The organism is Luteibacter yeojuensis (assembly GCF_000964085.1).
Classification (GTDB): Bacteria; Pseudomonadota; Gammaproteobacteria; order Xanthomonadales; family Rhodanobacteraceae; genus Luteibacter; species Luteibacter yeojuensis_A.
Window position 1 is genome coordinate 13,873 of the sequence record NZ_JZRB01000022.1, and the last position, 18,309, is coordinate 32,181.

The window sequence follows — 18,309 nt, forward strand, 5'->3', positions numbered from 1 at the left end:
ATGACCGAGACCAATGCCGCCGCCATCGGGGCCACCCGCGAGACGCAGGCGGATCGCCGCCGCGCCCTGCTCTGGCATATCGTCGACGACTACAGCCTGATCCTGATCTTCATCGTGCTGTTCGCCGTGCTGAGTTTCACGGTGGAGTACTTCTTCAGCTGGGATAACGTGGTGGGCCTTGCGCTCTCCGTGTCGCAGATCGGCATGGTGGCCTGCACCATGATGTTCTGCCTCGCATCGCGCGACTTCGACCTTTCCGTCGGCTCCACGGTCGCATTCGCCGGCGTCATGTGCGCCATCGTCGCCAACGCCTCGGGCAGCGTGGTGCTGGGCATCGCCGCCAGCCTCGTCGCCGGTGCCGTCATCGGCGCCATCAACGGCGTGGTCATCGCGAAGCTGAAGATCAACGCACTGATCACCACGCTGGCCACCATGGAGATCGTCCGCGGCCTCGCCTTCATCACCTCGCATGGCCAGGCGGTGGGCGTGACCAGCGAAGCCTTCTTCACCCTGGGCGCGCTGGAGCTGTTCGGCCTGCCCGTTCCCGTCTGGGTCACCGTGGCCTGCTTCGTCGTCTTCGGCGTGCTGCTGAACAAGACGATCTATGGCCGCAACACGCTGGCCATCGGCGGCAACCCCGATGCCGCGCGCCTCGCGGGCGTGGCCGTCGACCGCACCCGCATCGCCATCTTCCTCATCCAGGGCGTCGTGGCGGCGCTGGCCGGCATCATCCTGGCCTCGCGCATGACCAGCGGCCAGCCCAACGCCGGCGAGGGCTTCGAGCTCAACGTCATCTCGGCCTGCGTGCTGGGCGGTGTCTCGCTCATGGGCGGCCGCGCCAGCATTAGCGGCGTGCTCGTCGGCGTCCTCATCATGGGCACCGTGCAGAACGCCATGAGCCTGATGAACATCGACGCCTTCTACCAGTACCTGGTGCGCGGCGCGATCCTGCTCATCGCCGTGCTGGTCGACCAGCTCAAGAACCGCAGGCAGTCGCGCTGATGACCGATACCTTCAAGCCCCTTTCCGCCGACCGCCAGGCGCACGCCGAGGGCGTGATCTGGGACGACCTGGCCAACGTGGTGCGCTGGACCGACATCGCCACGTCGCGGCTATTCGCGTACGACCCCGCCACGGGCCACGTGGCCGAGGCGAAGCTGCCGGCACGCGTCTGCTGCTTCGCGTTGACCCATGAGAAGGGCGTGCTGCTGCTCGCGCTCGAGAAGCAGGTGGCACGCTACGACACGCGCGATGGCACGCTACAGGTACTCGAGGATATCGAGCCGGATATCCTCGGCACGCGCGCCAATGACGGCCGTTGCGACCGTGGCGGCAACCTGGTGTTCGGCACGCTCAACGAGGCCGGCCCGGAGAAGGTAGCCTCGTTCTGGCGCTACACGCACGATGGCCGCCTGCACCGCCTGGCGCTGCCCAAGGCCGCCATCACCAACAGCATCTGCTTCAGCCCCGATGGCGGCACGATGTATTTCACCGATTCGCCCACGGCGCAGATCATGGCCTGTGACTACGACGCCGCCAGCGGCGAGGTCGACCGCATCCGCGTGTTCACCGAGCTGCGCAAGGGCATGGAACCGGATGGCTCCACCGTCGATGCCGAGGGGTTCCTGTGGAACGCCGAGTGGGGCGCGTCGCGCGTGGTGCGCTATACGCCCGATGGCCGCGTCGACACCACCATCGAACTGCCGGCACGGCAGCCCAGCTGCGTCACCTTCGCCGGCCCAGGCCTCGATCGCATGGTGGTCACCTCGGCCTTCAAGTACATCGACGAAGCCGTGCTGGAAGACGAACCCCTGAACGGCGCCATCTTCATCGGCACGCCGCCACGCGGCCGTGGCCTCCCCGAGGCCCGCTACGGGCGCGGGGTGGGCGCATGAGCGCGGTGCCACAGGGTGACCCGCGCACCACGCCGCTGCCGCGCCTAGCCGGCAAGGTGGCCGTCATCACCGGCGCCACGCAGGGCATCGGCGCGGCCACCGCAAAGCTGTTCGCGGCGCACGGCGCGGCCGTGGTGCTGAACGTGCTCGAGGACAACGCACAGGCGCGCCAGACGCTCAGCGAGCTGGACACCGACAAGGCCATGCTGTTCGAAGCCGATGTCACCGACCCGGCCGCCATCCAGCGCATGGTCGATGCCGCCACCGAACGCTTCGGCGCCCCCGATGTGCTGGTGAACAACGCGGGCATCAACGTATTCAACGAGCCGCTCGCGCTCACCGACGAGGAATGGACGCGTTGCTTCGAGGTGGACCTGAAGGGCGCCTGGAACTGCGCGAAGGCCGTGCTGCCCGGCATGCTTTCGCTGGGCCGCGGCAGCATCATCAACATCGCCTCGGTGCACGGCCACAAAATCATCCCGCACTGCTTCCCCTACCCTGTCGCCAAGCACGGCCTCATCGGCCTCACCAAGGCGCTGGGCATCGAATACGCCGCACGCAATATCCGGGTGAACTCGATCTCGCCGGGCCTGGTGCTCACCGCCATCGCCGAGGCGGGGTTCGCCGCCGCGGCCGACCCGGCGGCCGAGCGCCGCAAGCAGACCGAGATACTGCCCAACAAGCGCATCGGGGAGCCGGGCGAGATCGCCTACACCGCCCTCTTCCTCGCCTCCGACGAAGCCCGTTACATCAATGCGGCGGATATCCGCATCGATGGCGGCCGTTCCCAGCTCTACCACGAGTAAGCCCATGGCCTGGCCCACCGCGCTCCCCCTGATCGCCATCCTCCGCGGCATCACCCCGGACGACATCGTCGCGCACGTCGAGGCGCTGATCGAAGCCGGTTTCGATGCCATCGAGGTACCCCTCAACTCCCCCGACTGGCAACGCAGCATCCCCATGGCGGCCCAGGTCGCGGGCGACCGGGCCCTGGTCGGGGCCGGCACCGTGCTCACCCCGGCCGACGTCGACCGGGTGGCCGACCTGGGTGGCCACCTGCTGGTCACCCCCAATACCGACCCGGCCGTGATCCGCCAGGGCCGGGCCCGGGGCATGTACACCTCGATCGGCTTCACCACCCCCAGCGAGGCCTTCACGGCCCTGCAGGCCGGGGCCCAGTCCCTGAAGCTGTTCCCGGCCAGCATTTACGGGCCCTCGTACATCAAGGCCATCCGGGCCGTTTTGCCCCCCGACGTTCCGCTACTGGCGGTGGGCGGCGTCACGCCGGAAAATGTAGGACAATTCCTCGACGCGGGCTGTATCGGCGCCGGGCTCGGCAGCGACCTCTACAAGCCGGGCCAACCGGTGTCGCGTACACGCGAACGCGCCGAAGCCTTTGTCAAAGCCTACCGCTCGGTCTAAGCATGAAAGTAACCAAGATCACGACCTACCGCGTTCCGCCTCGATGGATGTTCCTGAAAATGGAGACCGACGAGGGCGTGGTCGGCTGGGGCGAACCCGTCGTCGAGGGCCGCGCGCGGACGGTGGAAGCCGCCGTGCACGAGCTCGCCGAGTTCGTGATCGGAAAAGACCCTTCGCGCATCAACGACCTGTGGCAAGCCATGTACCGCGGGGGCTTCTACCGCGGCGGCGCCGTGTTCATGAGCGCGCTGGCCGGCATCGACCAGGCCCTGTGGGATATCAAGGGCAAGGTGCTCAACGCGCCGGTGTACGAGTTGCTCGGCGGCCGTGTCCGCGACCGCATGAAGACCTACTGCTGGGTGGGCGGCGACCGCCCGGCCGACATCATCGCGCAGATGAAGGAACGCCTGGCCCACGGCTTTGACACCTTCAAGATGAACGGCTGCGAGGAGATGGCCATCATCGCCTCGAGCAAGCAGGTGGATGCCGCGGTGGCCAAGGTGGCCGAGATCCGCGAAGCCTTCGGCAACAGCATCGAGTTCGGCCTCGATTTCCACGGCCGCGTCTCCGCGCCGATGGCCAAGGTGCTGGTCAAGGAACTGGAACCCTACCGCCCACTGTTCATCGAGGAGCCGGTGCTGGCCGAGCAGGCCGAGCACTACCCGCGCATCGCCGCGGCCACCTCCATCCCGCTCGCCGCGGGCGAGCGCATGTACTCGCGCTTCGAGTTCAAGGGCGTGCTCGAGCGCGGCGGCATCTCGATCCTGCAGCCCGATCTCTCCCACGCCGGCGGCATCACCGAGTGCGTGAAGATCGCCGCCATGGCCGAAGCCTACGACGTGGCCCTGGCCCCGCACTGCCCGCTCGGCCCCATCGCCCTTGCCGCGTGCCTGCATGTCGACTTCGTCAGCTGGAACGCCACGCTGCAGGAACAAAGCATGGGCATCCACTACAACAAGGGCGGCGAAGTGCTCGACTACGTCCGCAACAAGGATGCCCTGAAGCTCGACGACGGCGGCTACGCCCAGCCGTTCACCGCGCCGGGCCTGGGCATCGACGTGGACGAAGCGCTGGTGATCGAGCGCAGCCGCGAGGTGCAGGACTGGCGCAATCCGCTGTGGCGGCATCCGGACGGTTCCGTCGCGGAGTGGTAGGGGCCCGCTCCTCGTAGGAGCGCGCTTGCGCGCGACATCTTTCGCGATACCGCAACAGGGCCTGCTGCATTTCGCGAGAAGATGTCGCCCACGAGTGGGCTCCTACAATAGCCTCGTGGCGCCCGGCGCCAAACCATCCAGCCGGTAATCCCCCACCGCCTCGCGGATCAACCGCAGCGTCGGCAACCCCACCGCCGCCGTCATGCGCCGCACCTGGCGGTTACGCCCTTCGCGCAGCGTGATGCGCAGCCACGCATCCGGCACGGTCTTGCGGAAACGCACCGGTGGGTCGCGTGGCCATAGCCACCCGGGCTCGTCGATAAGTTCGGCACCGGCGGGCAGCGTCGGGCCATCGTTCAGCACGACGCCGCGGCGCAGCTTCTCCAGCGATTCTTCCGACGGCGTGCCCTCGACCATCACCACGTAGGTCTTCGGCTGCTTGTGCTTCGGGTCGGCCAGGCGGTGCTGCAGCCTGCCGTCGTCGGTGAGCAGCAGCAGGCCTTCGCTGTCGTGGTCGAGGCGCCCGGCGGCGTACACGCCTTTTTGCTTGACGAAGTCGGCCAGCGTGCGCCGGCCGGCTTCGTCGGTGAACTGGCACAGCACCCCGAAGGGCTTGTTCAGGGCGACCAGCACCTTACTTCGCGGGCTTCACGAAGCGCAGGGTCATGCGGTCGGATTCGCCGATGGCCTGGTACTTCGCCTTGTCCTTGTCACCCAGCTCGAACGTGGGCGGCAGGGTCCAAACGCCCTTCGGGTGGTCGTGGTTGTCCTTCGGGTTGGCGTTCACCTCGCTTTGGCCGTCGAGCTTGAAGCCGGCATCGGTGGCGAGCTTGATGACGTAGTCGGTGGGCAGGTAACCGGTGTTCACCACTTGGTCGAGGGTCTTGCCCTTGTCGGCGCGGTGGTCTTCCACGCCCAGCACGCCGCCCGGCTTCAGCACCTTGAAGAACGCCTTGAACATGGTCTCGGCGCTGCCGTCGGCCGCCCAGTTGTGCACGTTGCGGAAGGTGAGCACCATGTCGGCCGAGGCGTCGGGCCCGAGGTTCGGTGCCTTGTTGTCGAACTCGATGAGCTTGGCCTTGCCGTACTGCTGCGGGCCGAACCTGAACTTGTTCTCCAGCGCCGTCTTGCTCTTCGAGCCCGGGGGCAGCGCGCCGATGTACTGGCCGTTGGCATTGAGGTACGGCGCAAGGATCTCGGTGAACCAGCCGCCCGAGGGCCATATCTCGATGACGGTCATGTCGGGGCGGATGCCGAAGAAGGTGAGCATTTCCTTCGGGTGGCGGTACGGGTCCCGCGCCGTGTTCTTCGGGTCGCGCCACTTGCCGGCGATGGCCGCATCGAGCTGGCTCGACGATGCCTGCGCGGCGCTGGCCGGCGGCGTGGCCTGCGCGGGCTGGTCGGCTTCCATCGCCATGGCGGCGGCCGGGAGGGTAAGGCCAAGGAGGCCTGCGAGGAGAAGCTGCTTCATGGCATGCACCAGCGTTGTGGGGACAGGGCCGGAAATCTAGCACGGCGCCCCTGCGACGACGTGTGCCTTGCGATACCCCTCACGCCGGGTCGATCATCATGGGGTTTCCCCACAGGGAATTCCCCCATGCAGCTCCCCCCTGCGCGCTTGCTTGCGGGCGCCATCCTCGCCGCGCTGGCCGGCACGGCCGCCGCCCAGCAAGCCGAGCCCCTTGCCCCGGTGGTGGTCACGGCCACCCGCACCGCCCAGTCACCGTACGACATCCCGGCCGCCATCGATTCGGTGCGCACGCCACCCGACGGCACCCTGGACGTGAACCTGTCCGAGCGCCTGCAGTCGATCCCCGGCGTCACCGCCCGCGACCGGCAGAACTACGCGCAGGATACGCAGATCTCGATCCGCGGCTTCGGCGCGCGCTCCACCTTCGGCATCCGCGGCATCCGCCTGTATACCGATGGCATCCCGGCCACCATGCCGGATGGCCAGGGCCAGGTCACCCACTTCAACCTGGATTCGGCCGAGCGCGTTGAAGTGCTGCGCGGGCCGTTTTCGGCCCTGTACGGCAATGCCTCGGGCGGCGTCATCCAGCTGTTCACGGCGGATGGCACCGAGCCGCCCGAACTGCGCTTCGGCATCGCCGGTGGCAGCAATGGCGTGTTCCGCAGCTCGGTGAACGCGCGTGGCGTGGAGGGCCCCGTCGACTACAACGTCGACCTCAGCCACTTCCGCACCAGTGGCTACCGCGACCACAGCGCCGCGCGGCGTGAATCGGGCAACGCGAAGCTGGGCTGGAAGATCGACGACGACCGCAAGCTCACGCTGGTGCTCAACGCCGTCGACATCCCCGGCGCGCAGGATCCGCTCGGCCTCACCAAGGCGCAGTTCCACGCCGATCCGCGCCAGGTGGCGACCGTGGCGGAGACGTACAACACGCGCAAGTCGGCCGACCAGCAACAGGCCGGGCTCATCTACGACCAGCGCATCGACAACCGCAACAGCCTGCGCGTCATGGGCTATTACGGCCAGCGCACGGTCACCCAGTACCTGTCGATCCCGGTGGCGACGCAAACCGCCCAACGCGGCAACTCGGGCGGCGTAGTGGATCTCGGCAATGCCTACGGCGGCGGCGATGCCCGCTGGACGTGGCGCGACGATGTGCTTGGCCGCCCCTTCGAATTCGCCGCGGGCGTGGCGTACGACAACCAACACCAGCACCGCGAGGGCTACAACAACTTCGTGGGCGCGACGCTGGGCGTGCGCGGCGACAAGCGCCGCGACGAGATCGACCGCGTGTTCGACTTCGACCAGTACGCGCAGGCCACGTGGCGGGTAGCGCAGGACTGGACCCTCATGGGCGGCCTGCGCCACAGCGATGTCCACTTCACCTCCGATGACCGCTACATCGCGCCGGGCAACCCGGATGACAGCGGCAGCGAGGCGTACTCGGCCACCACGCCGGTGTTTGGCGTGCTGTGGCGGGCGGCGCCGTGGGCGCATGTGTACGCCAACTGGGGCCGCGGCTTCGAGACGCCCACGTTCTCCGAAATCGGCTACCGCGCCGACGGGGGCGCGGGCCTGGCCTTCGACCTGCGGCCGTCGAAATCCGAGAACATGGAAGTAGGCCTGAAGCTGCAGCCCACCGACCGCATCAACGCCGGCGTGGCCGTGTTCCGTGCCGACAGCGACAACGAACTGGCGGTGGCGACCAACGTGGGCGGCCGCACCACCTACCAGAACATCGCCCGCTCGCGCCGCCAGGGTATCGAGGCATCGTTCGACGGCGAGCTGGCCAACGCGCTGCACCTCGTCGCGTCATACACGCACCTGCAGGCGAGCTTCCGCACACCCTTCCTCACTTGCGTCGCGGCGGGTTGTGCCGCGCCGGATACCCCGGTCGCCGCCGGCACCCGCATCCCGGGCGTGCCGCGCGCCATGGGTTACGCCGCGCTGAAGTACGGCGCGGAGACCGGCGTGCAGGCGGGCATCGACATGAACGCGATGGGCGCCACCACCGCCAACGACCTGGGCACCGCCACCGCGCCGGGCTATGCGCTGTTCGGCCTGTCGGGCGGCTACGTGTTCGACAACGGGCCGTGGCGCATCAACACCTTCGCCCGCGTCGACAACGTGGCCGACCGCCACGTCATCGGCTCGGTCATCGTCAACGACGGCAATGGCCGGTACTTCGAACCGGCACCGGGACGTACGTTCCTGGTGGGTGTGGACGTCCGCTGGCGTTGATGCGGTAGCTGGTACCGCCGTTGTAGGAGCCCACCCCGTGGGCGACAGCTTTTCGCGGAAGAGCTGTCGCCCACGGGGTGGGCTCCTACACGGCGGTGCGTTTGCTAGCCGGAGATGGCCAGGCGTTCGCTGCGGTACATCACCGCCGTGGCGATGATGGCGAGGGCCGCGGCAGCGAAGCCGCCGGCGAGGCATAGCAGCACTTCCTGGCCGGTGACGCCGTCGCCACGCATCAGCTGCACGATGCCGAGGTTCTGGCCGAGCAGCGGCACGGCGTACATCCAGGGCTCGGGGCGCACGGGGATGACGGAGAGCAGCGCGCTGGGCAGGATGGGGATGATCATGAGGATCGACAGGTAGGTCTGCGCCTCGCGGTAGCTCTTGGCGAAAGCCGATACCAGCGACTGCAGCGCGGCCAGCAGCGCGATGAGCGGCAGCATCAGCAGCAGCACCCGCGCGCCGAAGTGCACGCCGAAATCCAGCGCGATGCCCAGTTTTTCGGTGGGGATGAACCACGGTGCCGTGGAAAAGGCCAGCACGCTCAGCAGCAGGCTGATGAGCGAGAACGTGCAGATGGCGGCGAGCTTGCCGGCCAGCAGCTTCCAGCGCGCCACCGGGTTCACGAACAGCGGCTCGAGCGATTGCCGCTCGCGCTCGCCGGCGGTGAGGTCGATGGCGAGGTACATGCCGCCCATGAACACGGTGAGCACGAAGAAGTACGGCAGGAAGGAGAACATCAGCGCGGAGCGCGATTGCGAGGTGGCCTGGTCGCGGTCGGCCACGGTGACCGGCCATGCGGTGGCGGGCGACAACCCGCGCGCGATGAGCCGCATGGCGCCCTCGCGCTTGGCGTAGCTTTCCACCACGTTGCGCACGCGGGCCACGGCCGTGTTCGCGTCGCGCCGCGAGGAGTCGTAAACCAGCTCGACCTGCACGGGCTGGCCCTTGTTCCAGGCCTTGACGTAGTCAGGTGCGATGCGGATGACGATGTCGGCATCCATGTCGTGCACGGCACGCTCCGGGTCGGCCACGGCCGGCTCGGCGTCGATGCCCGCGCCCTTCAGCGCGTTGACCAGGTTCGGCGCCAGCTCCGCGCCGATCACCGGCACGTCGATGGGCTGGTCGGCACGCGCCAACTCGCGGTTCACCATGACGTTCATCAGCATGATGAAAAGCACCGGCCCCAGCAGCGGGCCGGTGAGCAGCGCATTGACGAGCGTGCGGCGGTCGCGCAGGTTCTCGCGCACTTCCTTCCAGTAAACGGCGGAGAACGCGTTCATGCGGCCAGGCCCTCGTCGGTACCGATGATCTTGACGAAGGCGTCCTCGAGCGTCGCCTCCCCGGTCTGCGCCAGCAACGCTGCAGGCGTTTCATCTGCCACGACGGTACCGTGGGCGATGACCACGATGCGATCGCACAGCGCGGCCACCTCCTGCATGATGTGGCTGGAGAACAGTACGCAGCGCCCCTCGGCCTTCAGCTGGTGCATGAAGCGGCGCATGGCCCGCGTGGCCATCACGTCGAGGCCATTGGTCGGCTCATCGAGCAGCACGTTGCGCGGGTCATGCACCAGCGCGCGGGCGATGGCGGTCTTCACCCGCTGGCCCTGCGAGAAACCCTCGGTGCGCCGCCCGGCGATGTCGCGCATCTCCAGGGCGTCGATCAACGCTTCGCGGCGGCGTTCGATTTCCGCGTCCTGCATGCCCTGCAGGCGCCCGAAGTAGGTGATGTTCTCGGCGGCGGTAAGCCGCTTGTAGAGGCCACGCGCATCGGGCAGCACGCCCAGCCGGCGGCGCACGGCCACCGGGTCGGCCGCGGCGTCGATGCCATCGACCAGCACCTGGCCGGCGTCGGGCTTCATCAGGGTGTAAAGCATGCGCAGCGTGGTGGTCTTGCCGGCACCGTTGGGGCCGAGCAGGCCGGTGATCTCGCCATCGCGCGCGGTAAAGCTCACGCCGCCGACGGCTTTGACGTCGCCGAACGCCTTGTGCAGGTCCTTTACTTCGATCATGGCGTGGCTCCGTTGAAACCCACGAAGACAGGGACGGGCGAGAGGCGCTCCAGGCACTGGCCATCGAGGCTTTTCGCGTCGGCCTTGTCGATGAACTGGTCGAGCAGGCGCGGCATGCAGCCGCGCGCCACCACGTTGTGGCCCTGCCCCTTCAGCACGAAGTGGCGGCCGTTGGGCAGGCCCTTGAGCACCTCGTCGCCATAGCGCGGCGGCGTGACCGGGTCGAACTCGCCGGACATGAGCAACGCGGGCACGGCGCTGTGCAGCGGCTGGTGGAAATCCGCCGGGCGCGTGCCATGCGGCCACACCGAGCACGCGGAACGGAACGCTTCGATCATGGTGTCGCCCAGGATCGTGTCCTTGTCCTGCGGGCGCGGCGTCAGCAGGTCGGCGTCCTCGGAGCAGATGACCGAATACTGCATGCCGCCATCCATGGTGTCGCCCAGGTCGCCCGTGAGCAGCTTGGCCTGGCCCAGCAAGGGGCCGACATCGCCACGCGCCGCGGCATCGATGGAAAGCGGCAGCAGCGCGGCGGTCTCCGGTGAGTACGCGAACATGCGCACCACGGTGGCCAGTGCGTATTCGCTGAGCACGCGCTGCGTGGTGGCGTAGGTTTGCGGATCGCGGAAGCTCGCCTTGTGCGGGTTGGCGCGCAACGCGTCGCGCAGCTGGTAGAGGGTCTGGTAGGGGTCGGCGAAGCGGGCGCGGCACGCCTCGTCGTTGGCGCAGCGGGCGAACTGCGCCTTCAGCGCCGCGTCGAGGTTCACCGCGAAATCCTCGCCCAGCACCAGCGCGTTCGGCGCCACGCCGTCGAGCACCAGCGTGCGGACGGCCTGCGGGTGGCGCATCGCATACTGCTGGGCCACGCGCGTGCCGTACGAGACACCGAACACATCGAACGGCGGCGAGCCCAGGGCCTTGCGCAGGTCTTCGAGGTCGGCCACCGCGTCGGTGGTGGTGTAGAAACGCACGTCGGCCTGCGCGGAGAGGCTATCGAGGCAATGCTTCGTCTCCTTGCGCACGGCATCCATGTCCACGCCGCGGTTTTCTTCCGAGCCACCCGGCACGTCGTGGTCGTCGCCGTCGCGGCAGCTGAGCGGATGCGAGCCGCCGGTGCCGCGCTGGTCGAGCAGCACGACGTTGCGGTGCGCCAGCAGCGGTGCCACCGCCGGCGCGATGCTCGAGTACGTCTCCGTGGCCGCCTGCCCCGGGCCGCCGGCGAGGAACACCACGAGGTCGTCGGCGGGCACCTGCGCGCTGCTGCGGATGATGGCCAGGCGCATGGCGATCTTGCGGCCACCCGGGTTGGCCCGGTCCTCGGGCACTTCGAACGGCGCGCACCACGCGGCGCTGGACAGGCCCGAATGCGGTTGTGGCAGTTCACACGGGTGCAGTTCCAGCGAGCCCAGCTTCCACGTGCGTGGCACGGCGGGTGCTTGGCTTGCCACGGCGTGCTTCTTCGGCGCGGCCGTGGCGGCGTCGCCGTGGTGCAGGGCCTGCCGGCCAGCAAGGACGGCGACGGCGATGGCGATGACGATGGCGATGCGTGGAGCGCGTTTCATGCCTTCATGCCTCCGGCGTGAAGATGGATTCGATGGTGAGCGAGAACAGCCGGGCGATCTTGAACGCCAGTGGCAGGCTCGGGTCGTACTTGCCCGTCTCGATGGCGTTCACCGTCTGGCGCGAGACATCGAGGCGCTCGCCCAGGTCGGCCTGGGACCAGCCCAGGCCGGTGCGGAGTTCGCGGACACGGTTATTCATGGGAACGGTAGTAGAGGCGCATGCTGCACTTGGCGATACCGAACAGCCCCATGAAGATCGGGAACACCCAGATCGCGACGGCGGCGGCGGGCGGCATGGCGAGCACCTTGGCGTTGAGCAGCAGGCCGTAGGTGAAGAAACCAAAGCACCCGATGCCGCCACTGATGGCGATGGCTTCGAGGTCGATGCGGCGTTCGAGCTCATCCTGGTCGCGGATCACCCGCACCATGGCGCGGATGACGAAGGCGATGGGGATGGCCGGCAGCAGCGTGACGACGGCGCGGGCCAGCGTGCCGTCCAGTGTCTTCAGCCAGTACACCGAGGCGAAGATGAGCACCACATAGCCCGCCATGGCCGGGAAGAACTCGCGCAGGTAGCGCTTGTGGACGGCACGCATCGCCATGTCAGTGGGCCCCGATGAAGTCGTTGAGCGCCTTGCCGAAGGCGGCAGGCTGGTCGAGCATGACATAGTGCCGCGACGGTGCGAGCGCGATCACCTTGACGTTAGGTGCGTCGGCGAGCAGCGCGGCGTAGTACGCCACTTTCTGTTCCTTCGTGATTTTCACCGGCCCCATCTGCGCGTCCTGGTCGGCGAACGCCGTGATCTCCAGGATGGGCGCCTTCGCCGCCTTCAGCTCGGGACGGAAATCCGCACCGGCATCCTCGGCCATGTAGCGGGCCACGGCTTTCTGGTCGCTGCGTGCGTTCAAGGGCGCGACGCGGGTGGCCGTCGCCGGGTCGAGCGTGCCCACCGCCTGCATGTACTGCAGCTGCTGCGCCTTGAAGGCATCGGGCGTGGCCGATTCGGTCTTCGCCTTCAGCTGCGCGGCGATGGCCGCGCGCTGGTCGGGCGAGACGCGCTCCATGCCCGGGAAGATGGGCAGGCCGTCGACCGCGACGACGCCGCCGGTGAGATCGGGGTGGCGGCCGGCGAAGCGCAGGGCCAGCGTGCCGCCCAGGCTATGGCCCACGATGATCGGCTTGTCGAGGTGGCTCTGCTGGATGAACTGCGCCAGCGACGCATCGGCACGATCCATCCAGTTGCCGTCGGCCGAGGGGGCCGGGGTGCCGTCGAAGCCCGCCAGCGTCACGGCGTACACGACGTGGCTTTTTTCGAGATCGGCGATGGTGTCCTTCCACACCCACGGGCCACCCGCGAGCCCGGGCACCAGGATGACCGGGCGGCCGGCCTTGCCGTGGCGCTCGATGGTCAAGGTACCCACCTGGGTGCTGCCGGTGGTGGCGCTGGCGGCGGCCGGCGCGGCACCCGGCGTGGCGGCATGGAGGGTGGCGGCGGCACAGGCGGCCATGAGGACGGCGGCGGCACGGAACGCGAACACGATGCGATGAGACATGGTCGGACCCCTTCGTGGCTGGATGGAGCGTGTCAAGCACGCTTGACATCATCCTGCGCCGACCGAGGCACCGTGTCAAGGGTGCTTTACATCGCGGTTTCGTGATCCGCGTCACCTGGCGCCGGGATCCCGACGCCGCCGGGCGAAACGCGACGCGCCGCGTCAGGGGCCAGCCGATAGCTGCCCTGGCAGCTTCCCCGCAGGGCCAGGCCGACTTTCCTCCCCAGGCACTCCGGATGTCAAGCGAGCTTGACAAAACACTACCCCGTTTCGGCACCTGTAGGTCGTTCCGGCAGCGGAGCGTGAAATTCACCCGCAACGCCCTCGCCGGTATCGATCCTTGCAACGACGGCATTACGTCACGCCCTTCCAGACGGCGGCGGGAGTCCAGGAGACCTCACATGACCATGTTCCGCAGCATCGCCTTCACCGCCGCCGCCGCGCTCGCCGTGGCCGCGGGCTCCGCGCACGCCGCCACGGCGACGACGACCTTCAACGTGCGCATCACCATCACCGCGGCGTGCAACATCACGACCACCGCGCCCACTGACGTGAACTTCGGCTCGCAGCCCTCCACCGCCACGAACGTCGACAACCAGGGCGCGTTGAACGTGAACTGCACGCCCAGCGCGCCGTACACCATCGCGCTCGACAACGGGCAGAACGGCACCGACGTGAACTCGCGGAAGATGAGCAGCGGCACCTCGCTGGTGCCGTACCAGCTCTACCGCGCCGCGACGCGCACCGCCGCCGATGTGTGGGGTAGCACGACGGGTGGCAGCGGCAACGTGTACGCGGGCACCGGCAGCGGCAGCAACCAGACCGTGCCTGTGTTTGGCCGCGTGCCGTCCACCAACTTCCCCGCTGGCAGCTATGCCGACGTGATCACCGCGACCATCACATACTGACCGTGCCACGACGCACCGCCCGCCTTGCCGCCCTGGCCATCGCGCTTGCCGCGATGGCCACGGTGCTGCCGGTGGCTTTCGCCAGCGGCCTGCAGGTATCGCCGATCGGCCTGCACGTGGCCGCGTCAGACCAGGCCGAGGCGTTGTGGCTCACCAACACGGGCAGCGACACGCTGCACGCGCAGGTGCGCGTGTTCCGCTGGACCCAGGTCGATGGGAAGGACGTGCTCGAGGCCTCGCACGATCTGGTGGTCAGCCCGCCCATGGTCACCATCGCGCCGGGCGACCGCCAGCTGGTGCGTGTCATTCGCCAGGTGGCGCCGCCCTCGGACGGCAAGGAGGCGGCGTATCGCGTCGTGGTGGACGAGCTGCCCGTCGATGGCGCCGACAAGGGCGGCCTGAAGTTCGTCCTGCGCTATTCGGTACCCGTCTTCCTCGCGCCGGCGGGCGACCCCACCGTCAGCGCCACACTGCAATCGAACTGGCTCGATACCCCCGACGGCCCGCGGCTCAGCGTGCATAACACGGGCTCGGGCCACGCACAGGTGGCCGACGTGACCCAAACCGGCGTGGGCGCCAAGGGTGTGCCGCTTGTACCGGGCCTGGTGGGCTACGTGCTCCCGGGCAGCACCATGGCATGGCCCCTGCCGCCGGATGTGCGTCGCGCCGGCGCCCTACGCGCGAGGATCAACGGTGAGGCGAGCGAGTCGACCCTGGTCGTGGACGCGGCTAGCCGCTAGCGTCTTCGCGCTCAAGGCCGCCACCGTGCACGCGCTGGACCACGCCACCGATGCCATACCGCCACCGACGGCGGACCCGCGCGTGGCCGTGGCCGGCGAAGACCTCTACCTGGAAGTGGTGCTCAACGGCACCACCACCGAACGGCTGATGCATTTCATTCGCCGCGGCGAGGCGCTGTGCGCGAACGCCGCCGACCTGCGTGCACTGGGTTTCGTGCTGCCACCAGGCGATGAGATGCGCTGCCTGCTCGACATCGACGGGCTGCGCTACAGCTACGACGTGGGCCAGCAACGCGTCACCATCGACATGCCCACGGGCAGGCTCCACCTCCCGCGCCAGGTGCTGAACCAGCCCGAGCGCAAGGCGACGAAGGCCACCAGCGGCACCGGCCTGCTCCTCAACTATGACGTCTATGCCGCGCATGGTGGCGGCCTCGGCAACATCAGCGGCCTCGCCGAACTGCGCGCCTTCAGCGAAGACCTGGGCGTGCTGAGCAACACCTCGCTCACGCGCCGCTACCAGTTGCCTGGCAGCGGCTGGACGGGCGATACCGTGCGCCTCGATACGCAGTGGCGCCTTTCGTTCCCCGACAAGACCATGGTGCTCACCGTCGGCGATACGTTCACCGGCTATACCTCGTGGAGCCGCGCCACGCGCATCGGCGGCATCGCGCTCGGCACCGACTTCGCGCTGCAGCCGTATCGCGTCACCGCGCCGCTGCCGCAGTTCTTCGGCCAGGCCGCGGCGCCATCGTCGGTGGAGCTCTATGTCGACGGCATCCGCCAGTACAGCGGCAAGGTACCCGCGGGCCCGTTCCAGCTCACGGCCGTGCCGGGCGTGGACCAGGCCGGGCAGGCGCAAGTGGTGCTCACCGATGCGCTGGGCCGCAGCAGCACGGTCACCTTCCCGTTTTATGCCGCGCGCCAGCTGCTTCGCCAGGGCCTCGACGACTGGTCGGTGGAACTGGGCACCGTGCGCGAGGCATACGGCATCGATTCGTTTGCCTATGGCGACGCGCCCATCGGTAGCGGCACGTGGCGGCGCGGCATCACCGACCGCCTGACCCTGGAAACCCACGCGGAAGCAGGCGACGGCCGCGGCACGGCAGGTGCCGGCGCCGTGTGGAACCCGTTTGGTGCCGGCGTGCTGAATGCCTCCTACGCGGCATCGCGCGGTGGCGGCGCGCAGTACGGCGCGGGCTTCTCCTGGAGCGGCCGCTACGTCAATGTTTCCCTGGATTCGCTACGCAGCAATGCGCATTACCGCGACGTGGCATCGAACTACGGCTCGCCGCCGCCGCGCGACAGCGACCGCGCGCTTATCGGCTTCAACATCCGCGAATCCAGCTTCGGCGCGAACTACGTGCGCCTGCGTTACGCGGGCAACCCCGCGTCGCGCTACGTGGGCATGTTCGTGCTGCGCAACCTCGGCCGCGGCGTGGCGGTGAACGCCAGCCTCAACCAGAACCTCGACGAGCATGCCGACCGGAGCTTCTTCATCGGCATCACATGGGCGCTCGACGAGCGCACGACCTGGACGGCCTCGGCACAACGCGACCGCACCCGCACCTTCGGCACCATCGACGCCAGCCGCCCCATCGACGGCGATGGCGGCTTCGGCTGGCATGTGCAGGGGCGCAGCGGCGCCGATGGCGGGGGTCTCGGCGAAATGGGCTGGCTGGGCAACGACGGCCAGGTCACGGTGGGTGCCAGTTCCATCGGCCCGTCGACGTACACCTATGCCGATGCGAATGGCGCGGTCGTGTGGATGGGCGGGCACGTGTTCGCGGCGCGGCGCATCGACGACGCCTTCGCGGTGGTGAGCACGGAAGGCGCCGCCGGCATCCCCGTGCTGCTGGAGAACCGCCGCACCGGTGTCACCGACAGCCGTGGCCTGTTGCTCGTCTCTCGCCTCAACGCATGGCAGGACAACCGGCTCGCCATCGACCCCATCGACCTGCCCGCCGACGAGCGCGTGCAGCGGGTGGATAGTGTGGTGGCGCCGTCCGATCGCTCCGGCGTGATGGTGCACTTCCCGGTGAAACGCGTGCGCGCCGCGCTCGCCATCCTCGTCGACGAGGCCGGCACGCCGCTCCCCGTGGGCGCGACCGTGGATACCGGCAGTGGCGAACCCGCCATCGTCGGCTACGACGGCCAGGCCTACCTCGACAACCTGAAGGGCAGCACCGAGCTCACCGTGACGAAACCCGATGGCACGCGCTGCACGGCCACGCTCACCTACCCCGCCAGCGCGCGCGACCTGCCGCAATTGGGCCCGCTGGCCTGCAGGCCATCGCCATGAGGTGGCTCGCGCTACTGCTGCTGGCCTGCATGGGCATGTTCGCCGCGCCCCGTGCGGAGGCGACGACCACGTGCCGCATCACGAGCATCACCAACCTTGCCTTCGGTGCCGTCGACCCGACGGGCTCGTTCGTCGACACCACGGCGACGATCAACATCAGCTGCACCTACTCGGGCACGCTGGGCGCCCTGTTCGGCAGCTACATCACCATGTGCGTGGGCGTGGGCCAGGACGATCTCGGCAACCTGGCGCCACGCACCATGGTCGACCCGCTCAACGACCGCATGCAGTACCAGGTGTTCAAGGACGCGTCGCGCACCTCGATCTGGGGCGTGCTCAACAACGTCACCTACGCGCCACTCCAGGTCAGTGGGCAGATACCGATCCTCAGCAACGGCGCGGTGTTCACCGGCAGCGTCACCGCGTATGGGCGCGTGCCCGCCGGGCAGTCGACGCTCTCGCCCGGCGCGTACACCGGCACGCTGCTTGGCAGCACGGCGGGCACGGCACTGACCTACACCTACAACGAGGCCCTGCTGTCACTGGGCACTTACCCCTCGTCGTGCACGGCCACCGGCACCGCCGCCGCGCAGACCATCGCCGGGCCCACCATCACCGCGACGGCGTCAGTGGCGCCGAAATGCACGCTGGCCACGGCCACCGACCTCAACTTCGGCTCGGTCTCCGGCCTGCTCACCAGCAACACCGACCAGACCTCGCTGGTACGCGTCACCTGCACCAACCGGGCGGCCTACCAGGTGGGCCTCGACAACGGCCTCAATGCCAGCGGCAACACCCGGCGCATGGTGGCGGCGGGGCAGTACGTCAGCTACGAGCTCTACACCGATACCCAGCACACCCAGCGCTGGGGCAACACGCTCAACAGCGATACGCTGGGCGGCACGGGCAGCGGCGCGGAACAGGGGCTTACCGTGTACGGGCGCGTGCCGGCCCAGGCCGCCGCCGCGGCCGGCAATTACAGCGATACGATCACCATCACGGTCACTTACTGAACCGCTCCCCGCCGCCAGGGTGGCAACCTTCACCGT

The 18,309-nt window shown here is 68.5% G+C and carries 18 protein-coding genes; 10 read left to right on the top strand and 8 right to left on the bottom strand.

The features are described 5' to 3' along the window. The 5 genes from araH to dgoD are packed head-to-tail and all read left to right on the top strand — an operon-like array spanning window position 1 to window position 4,471. On the top strand, window positions 1-1,002 hold the full coding sequence (araH, locus tag VI08_RS10990; RefSeq protein ID WP_045829696.1) for an L-arabinose ABC transporter permease AraH: 1,002 nt from the start codon (window positions 1-3) through the stop codon (window positions 1,000-1,002). After that, a complete protein-coding gene (locus VI08_RS10995; RefSeq protein WP_045829637.1) occupies window positions 1,002-1,895 on the top strand; it encodes an SMP-30/gluconolactonase/LRE family protein in 894 nt (297 codons plus the stop codon). The genes araH and VI08_RS10995 overlap by 1 nt, the downstream gene beginning before the upstream one ends. Beyond that, window positions 1,892-2,701 carry an SDR family oxidoreductase gene (locus VI08_RS11000; RefSeq protein WP_045829638.1) on the top strand — a complete coding sequence of 270 codons (810 nt, stop codon included), beginning with the start codon at window positions 1,892-1,894 and terminating at the stop codon, window positions 2,699-2,701. The genes VI08_RS10995 and VI08_RS11000 overlap by 4 nt, the downstream gene beginning before the upstream one ends. A 4-nt stretch (window positions 2,702-2,705) precedes the next feature. Further along, window positions 2,706-3,317, top strand: coding sequence for a 2-dehydro-3-deoxy-6-phosphogalactonate aldolase (locus VI08_RS11005; protein ID WP_045829639.1), 612 nt, complete (start codon window positions 2,706-2,708; stop codon window positions 3,315-3,317). Between the two features lie 2 nt (window positions 3,318-3,319). Beyond that, on the top strand, window positions 3,320-4,471 hold the full coding sequence (gene dgoD / locus VI08_RS11010) for a galactonate dehydratase (protein WP_045829640.1): 1,152 nt from the start codon (window positions 3,320-3,322) through the stop codon (window positions 4,469-4,471). 102 nt (window positions 4,472-4,573) lie between these two features. Here dgoD and VI08_RS11015 read toward each other — a convergent pair whose 3' ends face one another. Continuing rightward, window positions 4,574-5,104 (bottom strand): pseudouridine synthase, encoded by a 531-nt coding sequence (locus VI08_RS11015; RefSeq protein WP_045829641.1) that lies wholly within the window; start codon window positions 5,102-5,104, stop codon window positions 4,574-4,576. A gap of 1 nt (window position 5,105) precedes the next feature. Beyond that, window positions 5,106-5,942, bottom strand: coding sequence for a class I SAM-dependent methyltransferase (locus VI08_RS11020; protein WP_045829642.1), 837 nt, complete (start codon window positions 5,940-5,942; stop codon window positions 5,106-5,108). 126 nt (window positions 5,943-6,068) lie between these two features. Between VI08_RS11020 and VI08_RS11025 the strand changes: the two genes are divergently transcribed. Further along, window positions 6,069-8,183, top strand: a complete 2,115-nt coding sequence (locus VI08_RS11025; RefSeq protein WP_045829643.1) for a TonB-dependent receptor family protein — start codon at window positions 6,069-6,071, stop codon at window positions 8,181-8,183. A gap of 104 nt (window positions 8,184-8,287) precedes the next feature. On the opposite strand, the gene VI08_RS11030 is transcribed toward VI08_RS11025, so the two are convergent. From VI08_RS11030 to VI08_RS11055, 6 genes are read right to left on the bottom strand one after another with little or no spacing between them, the layout of a single operon-like run. Beyond that, complete coding sequence (locus VI08_RS11030) at window positions 8,288-9,463, bottom strand: ABC transporter permease (protein ID WP_045829644.1); 1,176 nt, start codon at window positions 9,461-9,463, stop codon at window positions 8,288-8,290. Then, entirely contained in the window at window positions 9,460-10,194 is a 735-nt protein-coding gene (locus VI08_RS11035) for an ATP-binding cassette domain-containing protein (RefSeq protein WP_045829645.1), read from the bottom strand. The genes VI08_RS11030 and VI08_RS11035 overlap by 4 nt, the downstream gene beginning before the upstream one ends. Further along, entirely contained in the window at window positions 10,191-11,756 is a 1,566-nt protein-coding gene (locus VI08_RS11040) for an alpha/beta hydrolase (RefSeq protein WP_045829646.1), read from the bottom strand. The genes VI08_RS11035 and VI08_RS11040 overlap by 4 nt, the downstream gene beginning before the upstream one ends. 4 nt (window positions 11,757-11,760) lie before the next feature. After that, the gene (locus VI08_RS11045; protein ID WP_045829647.1) at window positions 11,761-11,955 is read right to left on the bottom strand and encodes a helix-turn-helix transcriptional regulator; all 195 of its coding nucleotides are present in this window, start codon (window positions 11,953-11,955) and stop codon (window positions 11,761-11,763) included. Continuing rightward, entirely contained in the window at window positions 11,948-12,352 is a 405-nt protein-coding gene (locus VI08_RS11050) for a hypothetical protein (protein WP_232309527.1), read from the bottom strand. The genes VI08_RS11045 and VI08_RS11050 overlap by 8 nt, the downstream gene beginning before the upstream one ends. 7 nt (window positions 12,353-12,359) lie before the next feature. Then, entirely contained in the window at window positions 12,360-13,310 is a 951-nt protein-coding gene (locus VI08_RS11055; protein ID WP_232309528.1) for an alpha/beta fold hydrolase, read from the bottom strand. Window positions 13,311-13,711: 401 nt separating this feature from the next. Here VI08_RS11055 and VI08_RS11060 point away from each other — a divergent pair, with 401 nt between their 5' ends. From VI08_RS11060 to VI08_RS11075, 4 genes are read left to right on the top strand one after another with little or no spacing between them, the layout of a single operon-like run. Beyond that, window positions 13,712-14,218, top strand: coding sequence for a Csu type fimbrial protein (locus VI08_RS11060; RefSeq protein ID WP_045829649.1), 507 nt, complete (start codon window positions 13,712-13,714; stop codon window positions 14,216-14,218). Between the two features lie 2 nt (window positions 14,219-14,220). Then, window positions 14,221-14,958 carry a fimbrial biogenesis chaperone gene (locus tag VI08_RS11065; RefSeq protein WP_052697833.1) on the top strand — a complete coding sequence of 246 codons (738 nt, stop codon included), beginning with the start codon at window positions 14,221-14,223 and terminating at the stop codon, window positions 14,956-14,958. Next, the gene (locus tag VI08_RS11070) at window positions 14,912-17,260 is read left to right on the top strand and encodes a fimbria/pilus outer membrane usher protein (protein ID WP_198148925.1); all 2,349 of its coding nucleotides are present in this window, start codon (window positions 14,912-14,914) and stop codon (window positions 17,258-17,260) included. The genes VI08_RS11065 and VI08_RS11070 overlap by 47 nt, the downstream gene beginning before the upstream one ends. Then, on the top strand, window positions 17,257-18,273 hold the full coding sequence (locus tag VI08_RS11075; RefSeq protein ID WP_045829650.1) for a Csu type fimbrial protein: 1,017 nt from the start codon (window positions 17,257-17,259) through the stop codon (window positions 18,271-18,273). The genes VI08_RS11070 and VI08_RS11075 overlap by 4 nt, the downstream gene beginning before the upstream one ends. The last annotated feature ends 36 nt before the right edge of the window (window positions 18,274-18,309 follow it).

Excerpts from the sequence above, each read along its gene's own strand:
- araH (WP_045829696.1), top strand. The coding sequence starts at position 1 with ATGACCGAGACCAATGCCGCCGCCATCGGGGCCACCCGCGAGACGCAG.
- VI08_RS10995 (WP_045829637.1), top strand. The coding sequence starts at position 1,002 with ATGACCGATACCTTCAAGCCCCTTTCCGCCGACCGCCAGGCGCACGCC.
- VI08_RS11000 (WP_045829638.1), top strand. The coding sequence starts at position 1,892 with ATGAGCGCGGTGCCACAGGGTGACCCGCGCACCACGCCGCTGCCGCGC.
- VI08_RS11005 (WP_045829639.1), top strand. The coding sequence starts at position 2,706 with ATGGCCTGGCCCACCGCGCTCCCCCTGATCGCCATCCTCCGCGGCATC.
- dgoD (WP_045829640.1), top strand. The coding sequence starts at position 3,320 with ATGAAAGTAACCAAGATCACGACCTACCGCGTTCCGCCTCGATGGATG.
- VI08_RS11020 (WP_045829642.1), bottom strand. The coding sequence starts at position 5,942 with ATGAAGCAGCTTCTCCTCGCAGGCCTCCTTGGCCTTACCCTCCCGGCC.
- VI08_RS11025 (WP_045829643.1), top strand. The coding sequence starts at position 6,069 with ATGCAGCTCCCCCCTGCGCGCTTGCTTGCGGGCGCCATCCTCGCCGCG.
- VI08_RS11030 (WP_045829644.1), bottom strand. The coding sequence starts at position 9,463 with ATGAACGCGTTCTCCGCCGTTTACTGGAAGGAAGTGCGCGAGAACCTG.
- VI08_RS11035 (WP_045829645.1), bottom strand. The coding sequence starts at position 10,194 with ATGATCGAAGTAAAGGACCTGCACAAGGCGTTCGGCGACGTCAAAGCC.
- VI08_RS11040 (WP_045829646.1), bottom strand. The coding sequence starts at position 11,756 with ATGAAACGCGCTCCACGCATCGCCATCGTCATCGCCATCGCCGTCGCC.
- VI08_RS11045 (WP_045829647.1), bottom strand. The coding sequence starts at position 11,955 with ATGAATAACCGTGTCCGCGAACTCCGCACCGGCCTGGGCTGGTCCCAG.
- VI08_RS11050 (WP_232309527.1), bottom strand. The coding sequence starts at position 12,352 with ATGCGTGCCGTCCACAAGCGCTACCTGCGCGAGTTCTTCCCGGCCATG.
- VI08_RS11055 (WP_232309528.1), bottom strand. The coding sequence starts at position 13,310 with ATGTCTCATCGCATCGTGTTCGCGTTCCGTGCCGCCGCCGTCCTCATG.
- VI08_RS11060 (WP_045829649.1), top strand. The coding sequence starts at position 13,712 with ATGACCATGTTCCGCAGCATCGCCTTCACCGCCGCCGCCGCGCTCGCC.
- VI08_RS11075 (WP_045829650.1), top strand. The coding sequence starts at position 17,257 with ATGAGGTGGCTCGCGCTACTGCTGCTGGCCTGCATGGGCATGTTCGCC.